Genomic DNA, 16,709 nt, shown 5'->3' on the forward strand with positions numbered 1-16,709 from the left:
TATTTGATTTGTTTTCGGGCAAAAGTAGAGGCAACAGACAACAACAACGTAAATAATCGCCGGATAAGTAGCTGACATTTCCATGACATTTCCATGACATCCGGTCATTTAGCAGGATTTAGGTCTATTTCATCCCGAATCCTATCGAAAAGGATACTTTCCTTCTATAATATTTAGTACCTTCGAGCGTTCTTTTTATGTTAATTCTAATCTAGCGAATAATGAATACACGACTATCGGCCAATCTATCCGTTTTGGGTACCTCCTTAATGCTGATCCTCTCGTTCAGCTTCGGTTTCCATAGTTATACGGAAGCCAAGAAAACGATCGTGACAGACTTGAATCAAGCGTTGCAACAAACGATCCTGCAAAACTCCCACCTATGGATGAGCCAAGATTCCATACGCACCTATGCCAATCTATCCAAGCTTTTCGGCAATCCGGTATCCATAGAAAGTTATAACAAGGACTTTTCCGACGCATTGAGTTATACGCCCGACAAGAAGAAAACGGGAATCGTGATCCACGTACTCAATAAAGATCCTCAAACCGAAAACGCTCCCGCTAATACCAACAAGAAACTCAACGAATATTATATCGCCAGCGATACGATTATCTGGGCTTCATCCATAGCGAACAGCCCCAATACTGCCACGGATCATATCGGGATCTCATTCCAAGGGTACGCCAATTGCTCCACCCTTGCGGTTATCGGGCTATCGGACAAATCTTTGCCCGGCCTATTCCTCGGGCTTGCCTTTTTATCCGCTATCCTGCCCCTATTGCTCAAACGCTATAGAAAGGAACTGATAATGCCTCAGCCTATCCATCCGGAAAAGACCATCTCTTTCGGTAATTTGAACCTTTCTTGCGAGACCGCCTCCTTCTATAAGGAGAATGAGGAGAAACTAAAACTCACCCCTCAGCAATATGCCTTGATGGAGATGTTTTTCCTATCGCCTACGCATATCTTGAACCGCTCGGATATCTGCGAGAGCTTATGGCCGGGAAAGATCAACGCCGACGAGACCTTGAACACCTTGATCCGAAGGCTACGGCCTTTAGTGGAGGAAAACAGTAACCTAAAGATCACGACAGACAGAGGACGAGCTTATGCGCTTGAAATAAAAAAGAGCGACCATCTCTGATCGCTCTTTCCTTTTTATCTAGATAGAATTAATATCTTCCACCATCCCGGTTAGAACCATAACCGCCACCTCTGTTAGAGCCATAGCCACCGCCTCTGTTGGAACCGTAACCGCCACCTCTGTTGTTATTGAAACGACCACCTCTGTCGCCTCTATCCTCTCTAGGTCTGGCTTCTGTTATATTGATGACTTTGCCGTCATAACTTGCTTGGTTTAACTCCTCGATAGCCTTTTTAGCTAGCTCATCATCGCTCAGCTCAACGAAACCGAAGCCTCTTGAACGGCCGGTTTCTCTATCCATAATAACTTTTGCTGAAGTAATCTCACCGTAATCAGCAAATAACTGTCTTAAGTCCTCATCAGAGATGTTGTAACTTAGATTTGAAATGTAAAGATTCATTTTGTAAACTTTAATTAAATGGTTAATTGAGCTGAGTATGTCGACTAAAAAAGTTTACCTAACAAATCAAGTTGTGAGCCAATACTTTCTAATACTAACTTAAATCAATCTCAAATATGCTGCGAATGTAATGGTTTTATTCGAGCATACAACTATAAATCCAATAAATTTCGAAAAAATATAAGGGCGGGGTCTGCCCGCCCCCCACGAAATTAGAATACGGTAACTTCTTGTCCCGCGGTATTCGCACGGATTAAATAATCGTACATCGCCTCGCAATACACCGGAGGCAAGTAGAAGCGACCCGGGTAGACTGCGCAAAGATTGATCTTCACGGTCACTTGACTGCCTGCCGGCAGACGGTCTATATAACTATAAACACGGTCGTCACGAATATCCTGATAATTCACTCCGGCGGTCAGGCTGTCCGTAGCAGCTCCATTCAGGAAGCGGGTATTCAGTATTTCCCATCCGGCAGGGAAGATCTCCGATAATACCAAATTATTATATCCCCGGGCCGAAGGGTTCTTTACCGTAACCACGGCGGAGAAATTCGTACCTTGCTCCAATTGGGCGACATTGACCGGACGTCCGTTCAAGTCCACATAGCTAACCGCCAACGAGACACCATTCGCATACGCTTTTTCCTCTCCCTGCTCCGGTATTCCCTCGGTTATAATACGGGCGAAGAGCGTAGATTTACCCGTGTTCTTCAACTCGACGCTCGCCGAGGTTCCCGCCTTATCCAATAAGGTCTCGGACCATATATTCTTATCCGTTTTCACCTGTCCATCCTTTCCGCCACAAGCGTACGTGAAATCCATGGCCCCGTCTACCCGATATTTAGCTAGGTAGTCCGACAAGGCAACTAAAGCGAATGCCGTAGATTGTGTGCTCAACCAATCATCCGAAGAAAGCTGTTTGGACAATTCTTCCACCAAAGTAGCGGCCTCCTTGCCTTTATCCAACAAGCAAAGCGTCATTAACTGGATGGATTGATCCCGGACATCACTGCCGAACGTCTCGTCATACTCGGAATAACCGGAAGGAAGAGCCGTCGTCTTACTGATCAAGTCTTGAGCGACATCCTCACGGCCGACCAAGGCATAGGCGGAAGCTAGCGACCAGCGACTCATGGAGGCCAAGTCTTTCATCTCTTTCAAGCGGTTCATGGCACCCATCTCCGGCGACCCGGCCAAAGCCAATACATACAGGCGATAGGCTTGGGTAGTCTCTTCCGAATCCATATAATAAGAGGTAGCCGGCTTCCAATTACGGGCTACCCAGCGTAGATTATTCAATACGCTTTGTTTCATGGCCTCGGGAACCAAGTAGCCTTTCTTCGAGGCTTCCAGCAAGAAATGAGTAGCGTAAACCGTACCCCAGCCATTGCTGCTCGTTCCACCCGGCCAATAGGCGAAAGCCCCATCTACGGTCTGGTAAGAGCGCAGACGGCGGATCACCTCTTTCACGGCCTCCTCCGTGGATTTCGCCTGTTGAGGGGTCAAATCCGTAAACGAGGAGATATAAAGCTGCGGGAATCCTTTCGAGGTGATCTGTTCCAGACATCCGTGAGGATAACCCAACAAATAAGATAGACGTGAGGATAAGTTCACGGGGGCGATATCCGACACTTCCAAAGTCAACTGGTTCGTACCCGTGGCACCCGGCATCGCAACCGTCTCTTTCCAAGACTTGCCGGCCTCCAAGGTAGCGGCGGTAACTTTCACTTGCGGGCGGCGTACCGTACGGATCTCCAGTTCCGTCTCATAAACGGATTTATCCCCTTTACCCGTAGCGGTTATCGTTACCTTCCCGATACCCGGGTTCTTCTTCACCCGGATACGGAACGAGGCTTGCTGATCCCCTTTCCGCTCGAAGCTCAAGCTCCTCGTCGCCTCGCCGACCACTTCCATATTCGAGCTGCAAGCGATAGATACATTCACGGCCCCTACGCCATCCTCGGTAGCGAATACCGTAGCGGGTACTACCATCTCCTCGCCCACGCCGATCACCCGGGGCAAGGTTCCTAGCAGCATTACGGGCTTACGTACCATCACGCTCTTATCGGCATGTCCATAAGCCTCCCCGTTTCCGGCTACCACCATGATCTTGACACGCCCGTTATAATTCGGCATCTGATAGGTATGCCGGGCGGTCTTCCCCTTCTTCAGCAAGAACGGGCCGTCAAATCGCACCACGGGCTTGAAGCGGTTCACGATCGCTTTCGGGCCTTTGTTCAGCGCATCGTCGCCGCCGATACTGAACAATTGCTCGATACGGCCGCCGTAAGCGCCAACCACGTAGTTATACAAATCCCATGTATTCACGCCCAACGCTTCCCGGGCGTTAAACGCCTTCCAAGGCTCCGGCGTACGGAAACGGGTCAGGTCCAGCAAGCCCTCGTCCACGACCGCCAGCGTGTAAGCCATCTCCTTTCCATTCTTCTCGGAGACGGAGACGGTATAAGAGGCATCCGGTTTCAACTCGGCGGGAGATTGGATAACCGGAGTCAGATGGCTCTCCGGAGAAGTTACCGTGAACGGGACCACGCCATACAAGCGGATCGGCAAATCGTTCTTCGTGATGCCATGAGGCTGCAAAAGGGTGATATAGACGTAAGCGTTCGGCTGCATATCTTTCGTCACATCCAGTCTCACGGTCGTTTGTTTATCCTCGCACGTATGTTCCGTCAAGGAAAGGACACGCACGCCGTTCTCTATACTGATAATCGCACGGCTTCCTTTCGTAGAGGGGAAGGTGACTACCATCTTCTCGCCGGGCGTATAACTATCCTTATCGGTCTTGAAACTAAGCATCGTGGCGGACTCGCTGCCATCGGTGTTACGTCGGCCCTCGTTATAAGGCCAGTCGAAATAACTCATCACTCCCGTAGAGTGCTTACTCTCCTTATCTTTCACGGAGATGAAATACGTTCCCCACTCCTTATCCGGGAAAGAGAGCTGGAACGTACCCCGGCCGTCCCCATCCGTACGGACGGTAAATGTCTTTACCGGCTTATTGTAGGAATCCGATACGTAATTGGCCAGACCGCTACTGTTGGAATCCCACCACCAATACCAATAGACCTTATATACTTTCACGTCTAATTCCGTATTCGCTTGCGGTTTCCCTAAATAATCAACAGAAGCGACCTCGTAGGTATAATTGGCTCCGGTATTTAGTTGTTCCTTATCTTTCTGCGGAGATTTGATACCGGCATACCGGCGATAAGGCGAGTAAAGCATCCGGTCCGCGTCGATACTGAAATCTCCGGATTCCTCATAGACCCGGGTCACTAGGTTTGCCTGCAACATTCCGGGAGCGGTAGAACCCAGCTCGAAGCGGGCTTGTACCGTGGCATCGCCCCGCTCATTGGTAACGCCGGAGATCAGCTTGCTCTCTTCCGTATTAAATACACGGGAAGGATCGTCGAAATAGAAACCCTTATAGCCCTCGAAGGTAGTCGGGGTAGCGATAAAGGTTCCTTGTATATCATATTTCAAGTTACGGGCGATAGCTCCTTGCAGCCATTCCACATGCAGGCGGGCATCCATAGGCTCACCACGCAACAAGGTCTTCTCCGGCATGGATAAGGCGATCTTCAGGCGGTTTGGCTTGATGGACTCGATGCGTAAGCGCTTCGAGAAAGAGACACCACCCACTTGTACCTTCACGTTCCAAGCGCCTGTAGGAGCGTCCGCCTCAGTAACGAAATCGAAGGCGTAAAGCCCCAGCTCGCCACGGGTCTGCGTCTTACGGGCATACATTTGCCCTAACGGGTTGTACAGCTCCATCACCACCGGATGCTCTGCCGGCAATTGCTTCGCCCGGTCGTTCAGCATAAAACCCAGATGCAACGTATCACCCGGACGCCATACGCCTCGCTCACCATAGATAAAGCCCTTGATCCCTTTCTGGACGACCTCGCCCGATACATCGAACGAGCTGAGCGAGAGAGCCGATCCGTTATCCACCCGCAGATAGGAACGTTGGGTTCCCTGTGAGGCGATCAGGTAGAACGGACGTCCCGAGGAGAGATCCAGCCGTACCTGTCCCTTGTCATCGGTCGTGCCCGAGGCCAACGCTTGGTGTTGGTAATTATAGGCGGTAACCGTAACTCCTCGCTCCGGCTCCGTATTCTGTATATTATGCACCAACACGGTCATATCATTATCCTGCCCCATCAAGGCGACCAGTCCCAAATTGGTAGCCAAGATATTCTTTCCCTCTACCTTATTAAAGTAATAACTATCCGAGCAAGGATCGTTCCATTCTTTCCAATTATAACTAGACCAATCGTATTGACGGTAATAATACGCTCCCTCGTCAAAACGGGCGGACTCTTCCTTGAAACGGATCTCGTCCGAGGCCAAGATCTGCTCCTTCGAGATCTTCACCGTATCATTCCCGCAAGGATAGGCCGACAAAGGCCGGTCAAACGAAAGCTCCAGACGGTAGATAGCGCCCGGTTCCGGCTCGATCAACCGCTTTAAATCGACCGCAAACGTATTCCACCGGGACAGGTCAAGACCCTCCTCATCCAAGAAGATCGTCTTACGGGCGATCAAGCGTCCGACACGCATCAGCTCCCCGGACTCATCCAAGTTGTTCGATTGCAGGAACTGACCGATATTCTGCTCCAATATCTTGATAACGCTCACCGTAACCCCTCGCAAATAAATCGCTTGGAAAGGAACGGATAATTGCGTGGATTGCGGGATGATCACTCCTTTCCCGATAAAACGGACACCGGGTTTCTGCTCATCTAGGATTATTTGACGCACGACAGCCTCTTTCAGGTTCAAGCCGCTCTTGCTGCGGATGCCTTGGTTCAGGTGGATATTCATCACGCCCTTTTGCCACAAATCGGCATCCGGATATAGGCGTAGCTTGTTTCCGTCCACGGTTACGGTCTCCGACGTATTCTCGGCGATAAAGGCCAAGCCTCTCATATCTTGGCCCACATCCAATAACTTCGTGAAAGCGACCTCCACGTAACGCTCCGGCTCGGACACATACGTCACGTCGTACACCGAGAAATCATTCTGATCCGGAACGCTCACTGTCACGACATCGGCCTTTTCCACGCCTAGTTTATTAGAAGATACGGAAAGCTTGAGTGTCCGTTCCCCCTCCATCCCGGCGGAGACATTGAATAAGGTCACCTCATGTTTCTTTCCATCCGGGCTGTGTTGCCAAGTAGCGTCTACCTTCTCCGAGAAATCCACCAACGACTCCACGGTCTCCGGAGATTCCTTATCCGGCGTGAAAAGCACGGCGGTCAGATCGTACCCATTCTCGTTTTTCTTGTTGATATCCATCGATTCCAGATTCCCCCGAAGGGCTAAAGGGAGCGTGGTAAAACCAAAAGCGAACCACTTATCCTTACCTTCCGCCTCAAACCATTCGGACAAATCGGCGTTCACCTGATAAGAGGTGTTTCGCTCAAAGCCTTTCTCCGGCTTGAATACCAACGTCCGGTTATTCTCGAAAGCCCATTTCCCCGGCACATCGGGCTTGAGGCGCACGAGTTTCCCCAATCGGTCCGCCTTTAATCGATCCGCCGGGATCTCTTGATTAAAGATCAGGTAAACGGGAGAATACCGGGAAATCTTCCCGGTAGTAAACGCCTCTACATTCGGATTATAAGGGGGGAGATCTTGATCCGTGGAGCTTGTCGTATGACAACTTGTCAAGATAGACAAGAGACAAAGTACGCAGAATAAACCGATAGACCGTATCATACACATGAATGTTTAAATGGTTAATCCACAAATGTACATAAATAGAAGGATTTCTCTCCTATACTTTCAGACAAACTGATAATTTTCGTACATTTGTCTTAAATATGGAGCGACCAGTATGCCACCAAAGAAGTACAGGAGTCGCTAAACAAGAGGAAAGAAAAGTATATGGCGAAGAAATTCGAAATTCGAAATAGCACGGCGGAATTCCTTATCTTCATGCTAGAAGGTAAGGAAGATGGCATACAGGTAATGTATCATAACGAAACCATCTGGTGCACGCAGAAAGCGATGTCTACCCTGTTTGACTGCTCTACAGACAATATCGGATTACACCTAAAGAACATCTTTACATCCGGTGAATTACGGAAAGATTCAACTACCGAGTTTTTCTCGGTAGTTCAAATCGAGGGCGGACGGCAAGTATCCCGAAAAACATTGTTTTATAACCTTGATGCGATCATTTCTGTCGGTTATCGTGTAAACAGCGTTCGTGCTACACAATTTCGCCAATGGTGCACATCGGTCATCCGTCAATTCGCTATCCGTGGTTATGTGATAGACAAGAAGCGTATGGAGAACGGCTCTTTCATCGGTGAAGATTATTTTGAACATCTACTAGCCGAGATACGGGAGATACGGTTAAGCGAGCGTCACTTTTACCAAAAGTTGACCGATATCTATGCTACCGCTATTGACTATAATCGTGACGCACCAACCACCCGCCTCTTTTTCCAAAAGGTACAAAATAAGATACATTATGCCGTACACGGTCATACCGCCGCCGAGTTAATCGTGAACCGAGCCAACTCGGAAAAAGAACATATGGGACTGATCACATGGGAAAATGCGCCTAAAGGGAAGATCGTAAAAACAGATGTGGCCATTGCCAAGAACTACCTTAACGAGATGGAGTTGGACGACATGGGACATTTAGTCAACGCAGTTCTGGATATGGCAGAGCGCATGGCTAAACGACATATACCCATGACCATGGAAGACTGGGCAAAACGTATCGACCTGATACTCGAAGCCGGAGGTAATGACTTATTGACCAACGCCGGCAAGGTGACAGCCGAATTAGCCAAAGCTTTCGCAGAAGCCGAGTTCGAGAAGTATCGGGTCATTCAAGACCGTCTCTTCCAATCGGATTTTGACCGTTTCGATAGCGAGACCTTGTTCCCGACAGATTTCAATCCCGATAATACATAAATAGCAACATCATGACCAAGAAACTACACAAGGAAATCCCCATCGACTACGCCGTCTGCCAGCAACAAGATTGCCCTCGGGCCGGAAAGTGCCTGCACCAGATCGCCTACCAACCGCTCATCGAACAACCGGCAACCGTATTACGGCTGCTGAACCCCACCCTCTGTACCCGGGATGGGGCTTGCCCCTACTTCCGAGACTCCGCTCCCGTCACCTACGCACGGGGTTTCACCGGAATACAGAGCCGGATGTTCCCGGCGCAATACCAGCAATTCATGTCGATACTCATGTCCCATTTCGGACGTAACCCCTACTTCGAGCGGCGAAGGGGCGAATTTCCACTCTCACCTAAAGAGCAAAGGATCGTGCTAAACGCCTTGCGAAGGGTCGGAGTGACGGAAGAGCTAAGGTTCGATCATTATGAGGAGAGTGTCAATTGGTATGATTGAGGCAGTACTCTTTATAAAGTACCGCAATACTCAGCCGGACAGTACCGCAGTACTTCTTAAGGAGTACCGCAGTACTTTGCGCACAGTACTACAGTACTTCCTACGGAGTACTGGCAGATGCCTCAGCCATCTATCCAAGTCGCTACTACCGAGGCCGGGACGAGTGCCATGGCGCCTCCTCGCATCCCTCTTGGGGATCGGCGTGACGGCGTGGTGTATCCTGTATGGCATCGTGCCCCGGCAATTATTTCCCGCCCCCTGCTCTACCTTATTATATTCGGCCGAGGGCGAGCTTTTAGGCGCACGTATCGCACCGGACGGGCAATGGCGTTTCCCGGCGGCGGATAGCTTGCCTGATAAATTCGTGGATTGCTTGCTCACGTATGAGGATAAACGGTTCTTTTACCATCCCGGTATAGACCCCGCCGCCATCTTCCGGGCGATCCGCTTGAACGGGAAAGCGGGGCGTGTGGTGAGCGGAGGAAGTACCTTGACCATGCAATTGGCACGCATAGCGAGAGGGAACCAAAACCGGACCTTCTACGAGAAAACGATCGAGATGTGCTGGGCGCTCTTTCTAGAAACCACCTATAGCAAACAAGAGATACTGAACCTCTATGCCTCGCACGCTCCCTTCGGGGGAAACGTGATCGGGCTGGAGACCGCCGCATGGCGTTATTTCGGGCGAAGCGCCTCCGAGCTATCGTGGGCCGAGAGCGCTACGCTGGCCGTCCTTCCCAACTCCCCCGCCTTGATCCACCCCGGGAGAAACCGGAAACAACTGAAGGAGAAGCGGGATCGCTTATTGGCTTCCCTTCAAAAGAAAGGTGTATTGGAGGAGACCGAATACGAGCTGGCCTGCATGGAGCCACTTCCCGAAGCCCCTCTCCCTTTACCTAATGATGCCCCTCACCTGTTAGAAAGACTGGCTGCGGAACAACCGGGGCAACGCATCCAAACCTCCGTCCGCCAAGCCCTGCAACGGCAGACACAGGCCCTCGTAAACCGTTATGCCCGTGAATACAGTTCCAACCATATCCATAATCTGGCGGCGATCGTAGCGGACGTGGAGACCGGGGAGGTATTGGCCTACGCCGGAAACGCTACCTATCCGGCCGACGAGCGGCGGGGGAACCAAGTGGACATCATCACCTCGCCCCGCAGCACGGGAAGTATTCTCAAGCCCTTCCTGTATGCCGGTATGCTGCACGACGGGCTGTTGCTCCCCTCCATGCTGGTATCGGACGTGCCCTTGAATATAAATGGCTTCTCCCCCCATAATTACAACAAGACATTCTACGGGGCGGTACCGGCCCATGTAGCCATAGAGCGCTCCTTGAACGTTCCCTTGGTACGTATGCTCTCCCAGTATAATACCGGACGCTTTATGTCTTTACTGAAATCGTGGGGAATGACTACCTTACGTTTCTCCGAGGAACATTACGGGGCCTCCTTGATCTTGGGAGGGGCCGAGGGAACCTTATGGGATCTTTCCGGTATGTATGCCTCCATGTCTCGTGTGCTTAAACATTACCGTACTTACAACGGACGCTATAATCCGGCGGACATCCATCCGCTGACTCCCTTTCCGGCGGAGAGGAAGGAACCCATCCGTTCCCTTACCGATAGCCGGCTCACCGATAAGGCTCTCCTTTCCTCCGCGGCCCTGTGGTACACGTTCGAGGCGATGTCCGCACTGAACCGTCCCGAGGAAGAAGCCGACTGGCAACAATTCAAGTCGATGAAACGGATCGCATGGAAGACCGGGACGAGTTACGGGGGACGAGACGCTTGGGCGATCGGCACGACCCCCCGCTACGTTGTCGGCGTATGGGCAGGTAACGCTTCCGGCGAGGGCCGTCCGGGACTTACGGGTGTCGGCAACGCCGCCCCGGTCCTTTTCGATCTCTTTTCCCTATTGCCCGGTGGCGAATGGTTCGACCTGCCCTACGATGAGACGCTTCCCCTGGTGATCTGCCGGAACAGCGGACATAAAGCCTCGCCCTACTGCGAGCAAACGGACACCTTATACATGCCGCTGTCCGGCAATAACACGGGGATTTGCCCCTACCATAAGCTCGTGCATCTATCGGCGGACGGACGGTACAGGGTCAATAGTTCCTGCGAGTCTGTCGACCGGATGATCAGCCGCCCGTGGTTCGTGCTTCCTCCCGCGCAGGAGTATTACTACCGCAACTATCACATCGATTATATCCCGCTCCCTCCGGTAAAACCCGGCTGCGGGCAAGACCTGAACCGCCAGATCGAACTGATCTATCCCGAGCATAACGCCATTCTCTACCTTCCGAAAGGCTTCTCCGGAAAGTCCGAGAAATTTATCTTCAAGGCCGCCCATGCCCGCCGTGACGCTACGATTTACTGGCATCTGGACGAAAGCTATCTGGGAGAGACCACCGAGAATCACCAGATCAGTTGCTCCGTGAGCCAAGGAAAACATCTCCTTACCCTCATCGACAACGAGGGGAACCAAAAGAAAATACAATTCGAGGTCAAGTAAAGCATCCGTTAAGCCTTGACCTTGCCCCAAACAGCCAATTTGCCTCCCTTGACAAGGAAACAGCCTTTCCCTTCCTCATCAATCGTCACGGTATCTTTTACCGAGCCTGTGATCTCATGCCATACCTCGCCTTTCCGGTTCTCCCCCACAGACATTGTTTTCTCTCCATCTTCCCCGTTCGAGATAACCACCGCCAAGCCCGAATCAGCATGTCCCGGATCTCCCAAGCGTACGAAGCCAATCGTGTTCGGATGATCAAAATAATCCACCTCTTCCCCGTACGCATATTCTTTCCGGGCACGCAATAGCATATCCAATACCTTACGATGGGGAGATTTCTTCCCTTTTACGCCATAATAATCCCCATAAAAGATACACGGATACCCTTTCTTCATCAACAGGATCAAACCGTAGGCGGAAGGTTTGAACCAATCCTTCACCTGCGACTCCAAAGAACTGTTTTTCTGGGAATCATGGTTATCCACGAAGGTGACGGCTTGATCCGGGCATATCTCGACCAAGGTCCCTTTTAATAGATCGCGTAAATCATAGTCACGACCTTTCTCGGAAGCCTCATTCAAGTTATAATGTAAGGCTACGTCAAACAAATCCACGTTATATTCTACTTGCGACAGGTAAGCCTCCAACGATTCGGTATCGTTTTTCCAATATTCCCCGACAGCGTAGAAGCCCTCTCCCCGATCCGTTCTCACCGCCTCCAGAAAATGCTTGATAAACTGGTCGTTCATATGCTTGATCGCATCGAGTCGCATACCGTCCAAGTTTAGTTCGTTCGATACCCAGATCCCCCATTCCTGCATCTCACGCACGACTTCAGGGTTATCGAAATCCAGATCGGCGAACATGAGATAGTCGTAATTTCCATTCTCATCATCGACTCCCTCACTCCAATGTTTTCCCTCTCCCAAAATCTGGAATATACCTTCCTTCTTGCGGGACACATCATAGTCCGTCCCGGAGAAATGAAACCAATGCCATTTAAAATTAGAATACATATTGCCACGCCCCGGGAAGTCGAAGCCAGTCCATCCCTCTATCTCATGGGGTTCGCTGGTAGCGTTTTCCCGTTGCCCAGGATCTACCTCTTGCGCCATAAACCACTCGGTATAATCGGCTCCCGCCTTATGGTTCATCACGGCATCCAGATATACGCCAATCTGGTTCCGGTGAAGTTCCTCGATCATTTCTTGAAGTTCCTGTTTAGTTCCATACTTGGTGCGTATGGTCCCTTTTTGGTCGAACTCCCCCAAATCATATAGATCATAGGTTCCATACCCCTCGTCCGCTTGCTCATGGCCTTTGTACACGGGTGGAATCCATACGGCGCTGATCCCGATCTCATGTAAATGCGAGGCATCATCCTTCAGCCGTTTCCACAGCATTCCATCGTTCGGCAGATTCCATTCGAAATACTGCATCATTACTCCATTTTCCATATGTTTCTTCTATTTGTTGATAAAACAACACTTCTCAAGCGTCATAAGTTGCTGAAACTAACCACCACATCCTTTTGTTATAGTAAAAAACTAAAGAATAATAAGATGGATTCAAAGCATGTTACAGAGAGTACGTCCGGTCAAGAGGACATTCAAAAGACTTGGTGGAAAGAAGCGATTATATACCAAATCTATCCCCGTAGCTTTCAAGACAGCGATGGCGACGGAATCGGTGACTTAAACGGTATCACCTCCCGCTTGGATTATATACAAAGCTTGGGTGTGGATATCATCTGGTTAAACCCGATCTTTCTCTCTCCCAACGATGATAATGGTTACGACATCAGCGACTATCGGGAAATCATGCGAGAATTCGGTACGATGGAAGATTTCGACCGCCTCCTGAAAGAGATTCATAAACGGGAGATGCGACTGGTACTGGACTTGGTAGTAAACCATACCAGCGACGAGCATCCTTGGTTCGAGGAAGCCCGTAAATCCAGACATAATCCCTATTATAATTATTACCATTGGTGGCCGGCCGAGAAAGGTGAGCCTCCCTTGCGCCTCAGCTATTTCGACGAGGAAGGCAACGCTTGGATGTATAACAAGTCAACCGACTCGTATTACCTGCATTATTTCTCCCGGAAACAACCCGACTTAAATTGGGAGAACCCGGAGGTACGCCAAGAGATTTTCGATATGATGCGCTTCTGGTTCGATAAAGGGATAGACGGTTTTCGCATGGATTCCATCTCTCTTATCGCCAAAGATCCCTCATTCCCTCTCATAGATTCCAAGAAATATCCGGATATCTTTTCTTTCTATGCCAAAGAGCCTCGCCTACACCTCTATCTTCACGAGATGAATCGGCAGGTATTAAGCAAATACGATTGTATGAGTGTTGGAGAAGGTTCGGCCGTGATGGTAGATGATGTCGCTAAATTTGTCGATCCGGCCCGGGAAGAGTTGAATATGCTTTATCATTTCGACGCCGCCCGCATCCGGAATACAACCCTACCGGACAATCCGGAATCCGGTATAGACTATAGCTTGATCGCCCTAAAGAAGATGTTTACGGAATGGGATAAGGCGGTAGATAAGGGTTGGCCCTCGATCTACTTGGGTAATCATGACCAGCCCCGTATGGTCAGTCGCTTTGGTAGCGATAAGGATGAGTTCAGGGCCTTGTCCGCCAAGATGCTTATTACTTTTCTGCTTACGATGAGAGGAACGCCTTATTGGTTCGCCGGGGACGAGATAGGTATGCGTAACATTCGGTTCGACCATATCGAGGATTATAACGATATCGATACGATCAACCGCTATAAGAAAGCGAAAGCAGAGGGTAAAGATCCGCAGGCGGTATTGGACGAACAGAAAGAGACCGGACGAGACAACGCCCGCACTCCTTTCCAATGGGATCGCTCGCCGGAAGCGGGATTTACGGCAGGAACCCCTTGGTTAAAGGTAAATCCGGATTATACTTGGATAAACGTAGCGGACGAAGAAAAAGATCCGACCTCCATACTTAATTATTTTAAGAAAGTAGTCAGTTTCCGTAAGGAGAATCTGAGTTTGATTTATGGCAGTTATCATTTGCTGGATGCGGAGAATCCCCAATCCTATACCTTCTTACGCAAGACTGGGGCCGACACTTATCTGATTATGCTCAATTTCTCCCCCAAGGCGGCAATCTCCACTCCGGGGATAGATATGAGTAACGCACACGTCCTATTGGACAATTACGGGGACCGAAGTCATATGGCGCCTCAAAAAGATATCACGCTCCGTCCTTTCGAAGCGATTGTCTTTCAATTGAACCATCCCGTCTATGAATCCTTCATCGATTCGCTAGATCTTTTGGAATGATTCGTTAAAAAGAGATACAAAGCGCAACCAAAGACTTTTCGGATGTGTTTAAATACAAAGCATCAGAACTTTTAAATAAAATATAAAACTATTCGTTATGGGATTTATTTGGTCTATTATCATCGGTATCGTTGCCGGCTATCTGGCTGGTAAGATTATGCGTGGAGGAGGTTTCGGGATCATTGTTAATTTGATCCTAGGTATTATTGGAGGTGTATTGGGTGGCTGGGTATTCAGTTTACTAGGCATATCGGCCGGTGGTATCTTAGGGAGCTTGATAACCTCTACGGTCGGAGCTATTTTGTTATTATGGATCGGCTCGCTATTCAACAAATCCAAAGAGGTTTAAGAAGGCGTGCTCAATTATCAAATCATATATTACATGGCAACAAGATCTCACGAAACTTTAGTTACGGCATAATATAATGTAAAAGGCAGTCCTTGCCGGACTGCCTTTTTATTTAGATCGTTTCCACTTTTTCTTTAGGTAAAACCCATTTCAATACCAGATAACCGCAAAGACCGGATATAAACGATCCCGTGAATACACCCAGCTTCGCCTGATTCAAGAGATCGGCACCCGCCGCCGTACTGCCGTCAAAGGAAAGATTCGCTATGAACAAGGCTACCGTGAAACCGATTCCTCCCAACATGGATACTCCAAATAAATTACGCTTGCTCATCCCTGTAGGCATGGAGGCAAATGGCGTACACGCGAACAAGTAAGAGAAAGAGAATATACCTAATGTCTTTCCTACAAATAGGCCCACGAACACCGCCAACGGTACATTAACTAATGTCTGGGGTTGGATATCCCCGAATGTCACACCGGCATTCACGAAAGCGAATAAAGGAAGTATCACATAGTTTACCAAAGGATGCAACTTATCAGCGATGGTCTGCAACGGACTGATCGTTTTATCCGCCAACGTATGGATGTTATTCAATACCTGAATTTGTGTAGGTGTAAGTACTTCCGCTTTACGGGACTGACGAACCTCGGTATAGTCCAGCATATTCAAATACCCGGTCATATCACACGTGAAATCATCTAGCTTAACAACCGGACGGGCTGGAACCGTAAAGGCGATCAACACGCCGGCGATTGTCGGATGGATTCCTGACTCCAGAAATAGCAGCCAAACGATAAAGCCACCGATATAGAAAAACAATCGGTTATGTACCCGGAACTTTCCTCCCACATACAACAAAGCGAGGACTATCAGGGATATCAACAAAGGCTCGAAAGCGATATGCCCGCTATAAAACAGGGCGATAATTATGATACCTCCAATATCATCCACCACAGCCAAGGCGGTCAAGAAAATACGCATGCTCAACGGCACCCGCTTCCCCAACAAGCCCAATACGGCCAAGGCGAAAGCGATATCCGTAGCCATCGGAATAGCCGCCCCGTTTACCTCGGGAGGCGTATTACATACTAACATATAAAATAAGACCGGCACGATCATTCCACCACAGGCGGCGATAATAGGCAATAGCGCCTTCCGCACGGAACTCAACTCACCGATCAAAACCTCTTGCTTGATCTCCAGACCGATCACGAAAAAGAAAACCGCCATAAGGGCGTCGTTCACGAAAGCCAGCATAGACATGGTCTCGCCATGATGCGCGAAGAAGTTAAACTGCCCGGCTTGCAGATCGATTGGAAAAGCTAATAATAAATGATACTTATGTGCCCAAGGCGAATTGGCCAAGACCATAGCGATGATGGTGGCGGCGAATAGTAAAAGACTGGCGTTCGGCTTCTGTATAGCGAAGCGACGCAACGGTTTAAGGATAACATTAATCGTACGGTCCATAAATAATAAGTTAGATGAAGGTCTTCAACAATTGATCGTACTATGACTATTCCCGTTCCCTCCCAAGAGGGAAACGGGATATC

At 49.5% G+C, this 16,709-nt stretch carries 10 protein-coding genes; 6 read left to right on the forward strand and 4 right to left on the reverse strand.

Annotation, left to right across the window (positions count from 1 at the left end; genetic code table 11):
- Window positions 1–221 precede the first annotated feature (221 nt).
- Window positions 222–1,148: a helix-turn-helix domain-containing protein gene (locus DWX84_RS03980; protein WP_048927239.1), complete on the forward strand. Its 927-nt coding sequence runs from the start codon at window positions 222–224 to the stop codon at window positions 1,146–1,148.
- A gap of 28 nt (window positions 1,149–1,176) precedes the next feature.
- Here the strand turns inward: DWX84_RS03980 and DWX84_RS03985 are convergent, their stop codons facing one another.
- Window positions 1,177–1,548, reverse strand: a complete 372-nt coding sequence (locus DWX84_RS03985) for an RNA-binding protein (RefSeq protein ID WP_005862667.1) — start codon at window positions 1,546–1,548, stop codon at window positions 1,177–1,179.
- Window positions 1,549–1,760: 212 nt separating this feature from the next.
- A complete protein-coding gene (locus DWX84_RS03990) occupies window positions 1,761–7,295 on the reverse strand; it encodes an alpha-2-macroglobulin (protein ID WP_048927238.1) in 5,535 nt (1,844 codons plus the stop codon).
- Window positions 7,296–7,463: 168 nt separating this feature from the next.
- On the opposite strand from DWX84_RS03990, the gene DWX84_RS03995 reads away from it, so the two are divergent.
- From DWX84_RS03995 to pbpC, 3 genes are read left to right on the forward strand one after another with little or no spacing between them, the layout of a single operon-like run.
- Window positions 7,464–8,507: a virulence RhuM family protein gene (locus DWX84_RS03995; protein WP_048927237.1), complete on the forward strand. Its 1,044-nt coding sequence runs from the start codon at window positions 7,464–7,466 to the stop codon at window positions 8,505–8,507.
- Between the two features lie 11 nt (window positions 8,508–8,518).
- Window positions 8,519–8,956, forward strand: a complete 438-nt coding sequence (locus DWX84_RS04000; RefSeq protein WP_121961027.1) for a DUF6078 family protein — start codon at window positions 8,519–8,521, stop codon at window positions 8,954–8,956.
- Entirely contained in the window at window positions 8,928–11,474 is a 2,547-nt protein-coding gene (pbpC, locus tag DWX84_RS04005) for a penicillin-binding protein 1C (RefSeq protein ID WP_122377425.1), read from the forward strand. The genes DWX84_RS04000 and pbpC overlap by 29 nt, the downstream gene beginning before the upstream one ends.
- Window positions 11,475–11,482: 8 nt before the next feature.
- On the opposite strand, the gene DWX84_RS04010 is transcribed toward pbpC, so the two are convergent.
- On the reverse strand, window positions 11,483–12,931 hold the full coding sequence (locus DWX84_RS04010) for an alpha-amylase (protein ID WP_122377426.1): 1,449 nt from the start codon (window positions 12,929–12,931) through the stop codon (window positions 11,483–11,485).
- 105 nt (window positions 12,932–13,036) lie between these two features.
- Here DWX84_RS04010 and DWX84_RS04015 point away from each other — a divergent pair, with 105 nt between their 5' ends.
- Entirely contained in the window at window positions 13,037–14,803 is a 1,767-nt protein-coding gene (locus tag DWX84_RS04015; RefSeq protein ID WP_121961030.1) for an alpha-glucosidase, read from the forward strand.
- 97 nt (window positions 14,804–14,900) lie between these two features.
- Window positions 14,901–15,152 (forward strand): GlsB/YeaQ/YmgE family stress response membrane protein, encoded by a 252-nt coding sequence (locus tag DWX84_RS04020; protein ID WP_048928452.1) that lies wholly within the window; start codon window positions 14,901–14,903, stop codon window positions 15,150–15,152.
- Between the two features lie 112 nt (window positions 15,153–15,264).
- Here DWX84_RS04020 and nhaA read toward each other — a convergent pair whose 3' ends face one another.
- The gene (nhaA, locus tag DWX84_RS04025; protein ID WP_005862682.1) at window positions 15,265–16,626 is read right to left on the reverse strand and encodes a Na+/H+ antiporter NhaA; all 1,362 of its coding nucleotides are present in this window, start codon (window positions 16,624–16,626) and stop codon (window positions 15,265–15,267) included.
- Window positions 16,627–16,709 lie beyond the last annotated feature (83 nt).

The organism is Parabacteroides sp. AF21-43 (assembly GCF_003635435.1).
In the GTDB taxonomy this organism is placed as follows: domain Bacteria; phylum Bacteroidota; class Bacteroidia; order Bacteroidales; family Tannerellaceae; genus Parabacteroides; species Parabacteroides distasonis.

Bases quoted from the DNA above. Each gene is read 5' to 3' on its own strand.
- DWX84_RS03980 (WP_048927239.1), top strand. From the start codon at position 222: ATGAATACACGACTATCGGCCAATCTATCCGTTTTGGGTACCTCCTTA.
- DWX84_RS03985 (WP_005862667.1), bottom strand. From the start codon at position 1,548: ATGAATCTTTACATTTCAAATCTAAGTTACAACATCTCTGATGAGGAC.
- DWX84_RS03990 (WP_048927238.1), bottom strand. From the start codon at position 7,295: ATGATACGGTCTATCGGTTTATTCTGCGTACTTTGTCTCTTGTCTATC.
- DWX84_RS03995 (WP_048927237.1), top strand. From the start codon at position 7,464: ATGGCGAAGAAATTCGAAATTCGAAATAGCACGGCGGAATTCCTTATC.
- DWX84_RS04000 (WP_121961027.1), top strand. From the start codon at position 8,519: ATGACCAAGAAACTACACAAGGAAATCCCCATCGACTACGCCGTCTGC.
- pbpC (WP_122377425.1), top strand. From the start codon at position 8,928: ATGAGGAGAGTGTCAATTGGTATGATTGAGGCAGTACTCTTTATAAAG.
- DWX84_RS04010 (WP_122377426.1), bottom strand. From the start codon at position 12,931: ATGGAAAATGGAGTAATGATGCAGTATTTCGAATGGAATCTGCCGAAC.
- DWX84_RS04015 (WP_121961030.1), top strand. From the start codon at position 13,037: ATGGATTCAAAGCATGTTACAGAGAGTACGTCCGGTCAAGAGGACATT.
- DWX84_RS04020 (WP_048928452.1), top strand. From the start codon at position 14,901: ATGGGATTTATTTGGTCTATTATCATCGGTATCGTTGCCGGCTATCTG.
- nhaA (WP_005862682.1), bottom strand. From the start codon at position 16,626: ATGGACCGTACGATTAATGTTATCCTTAAACCGTTGCGTCGCTTCGCT.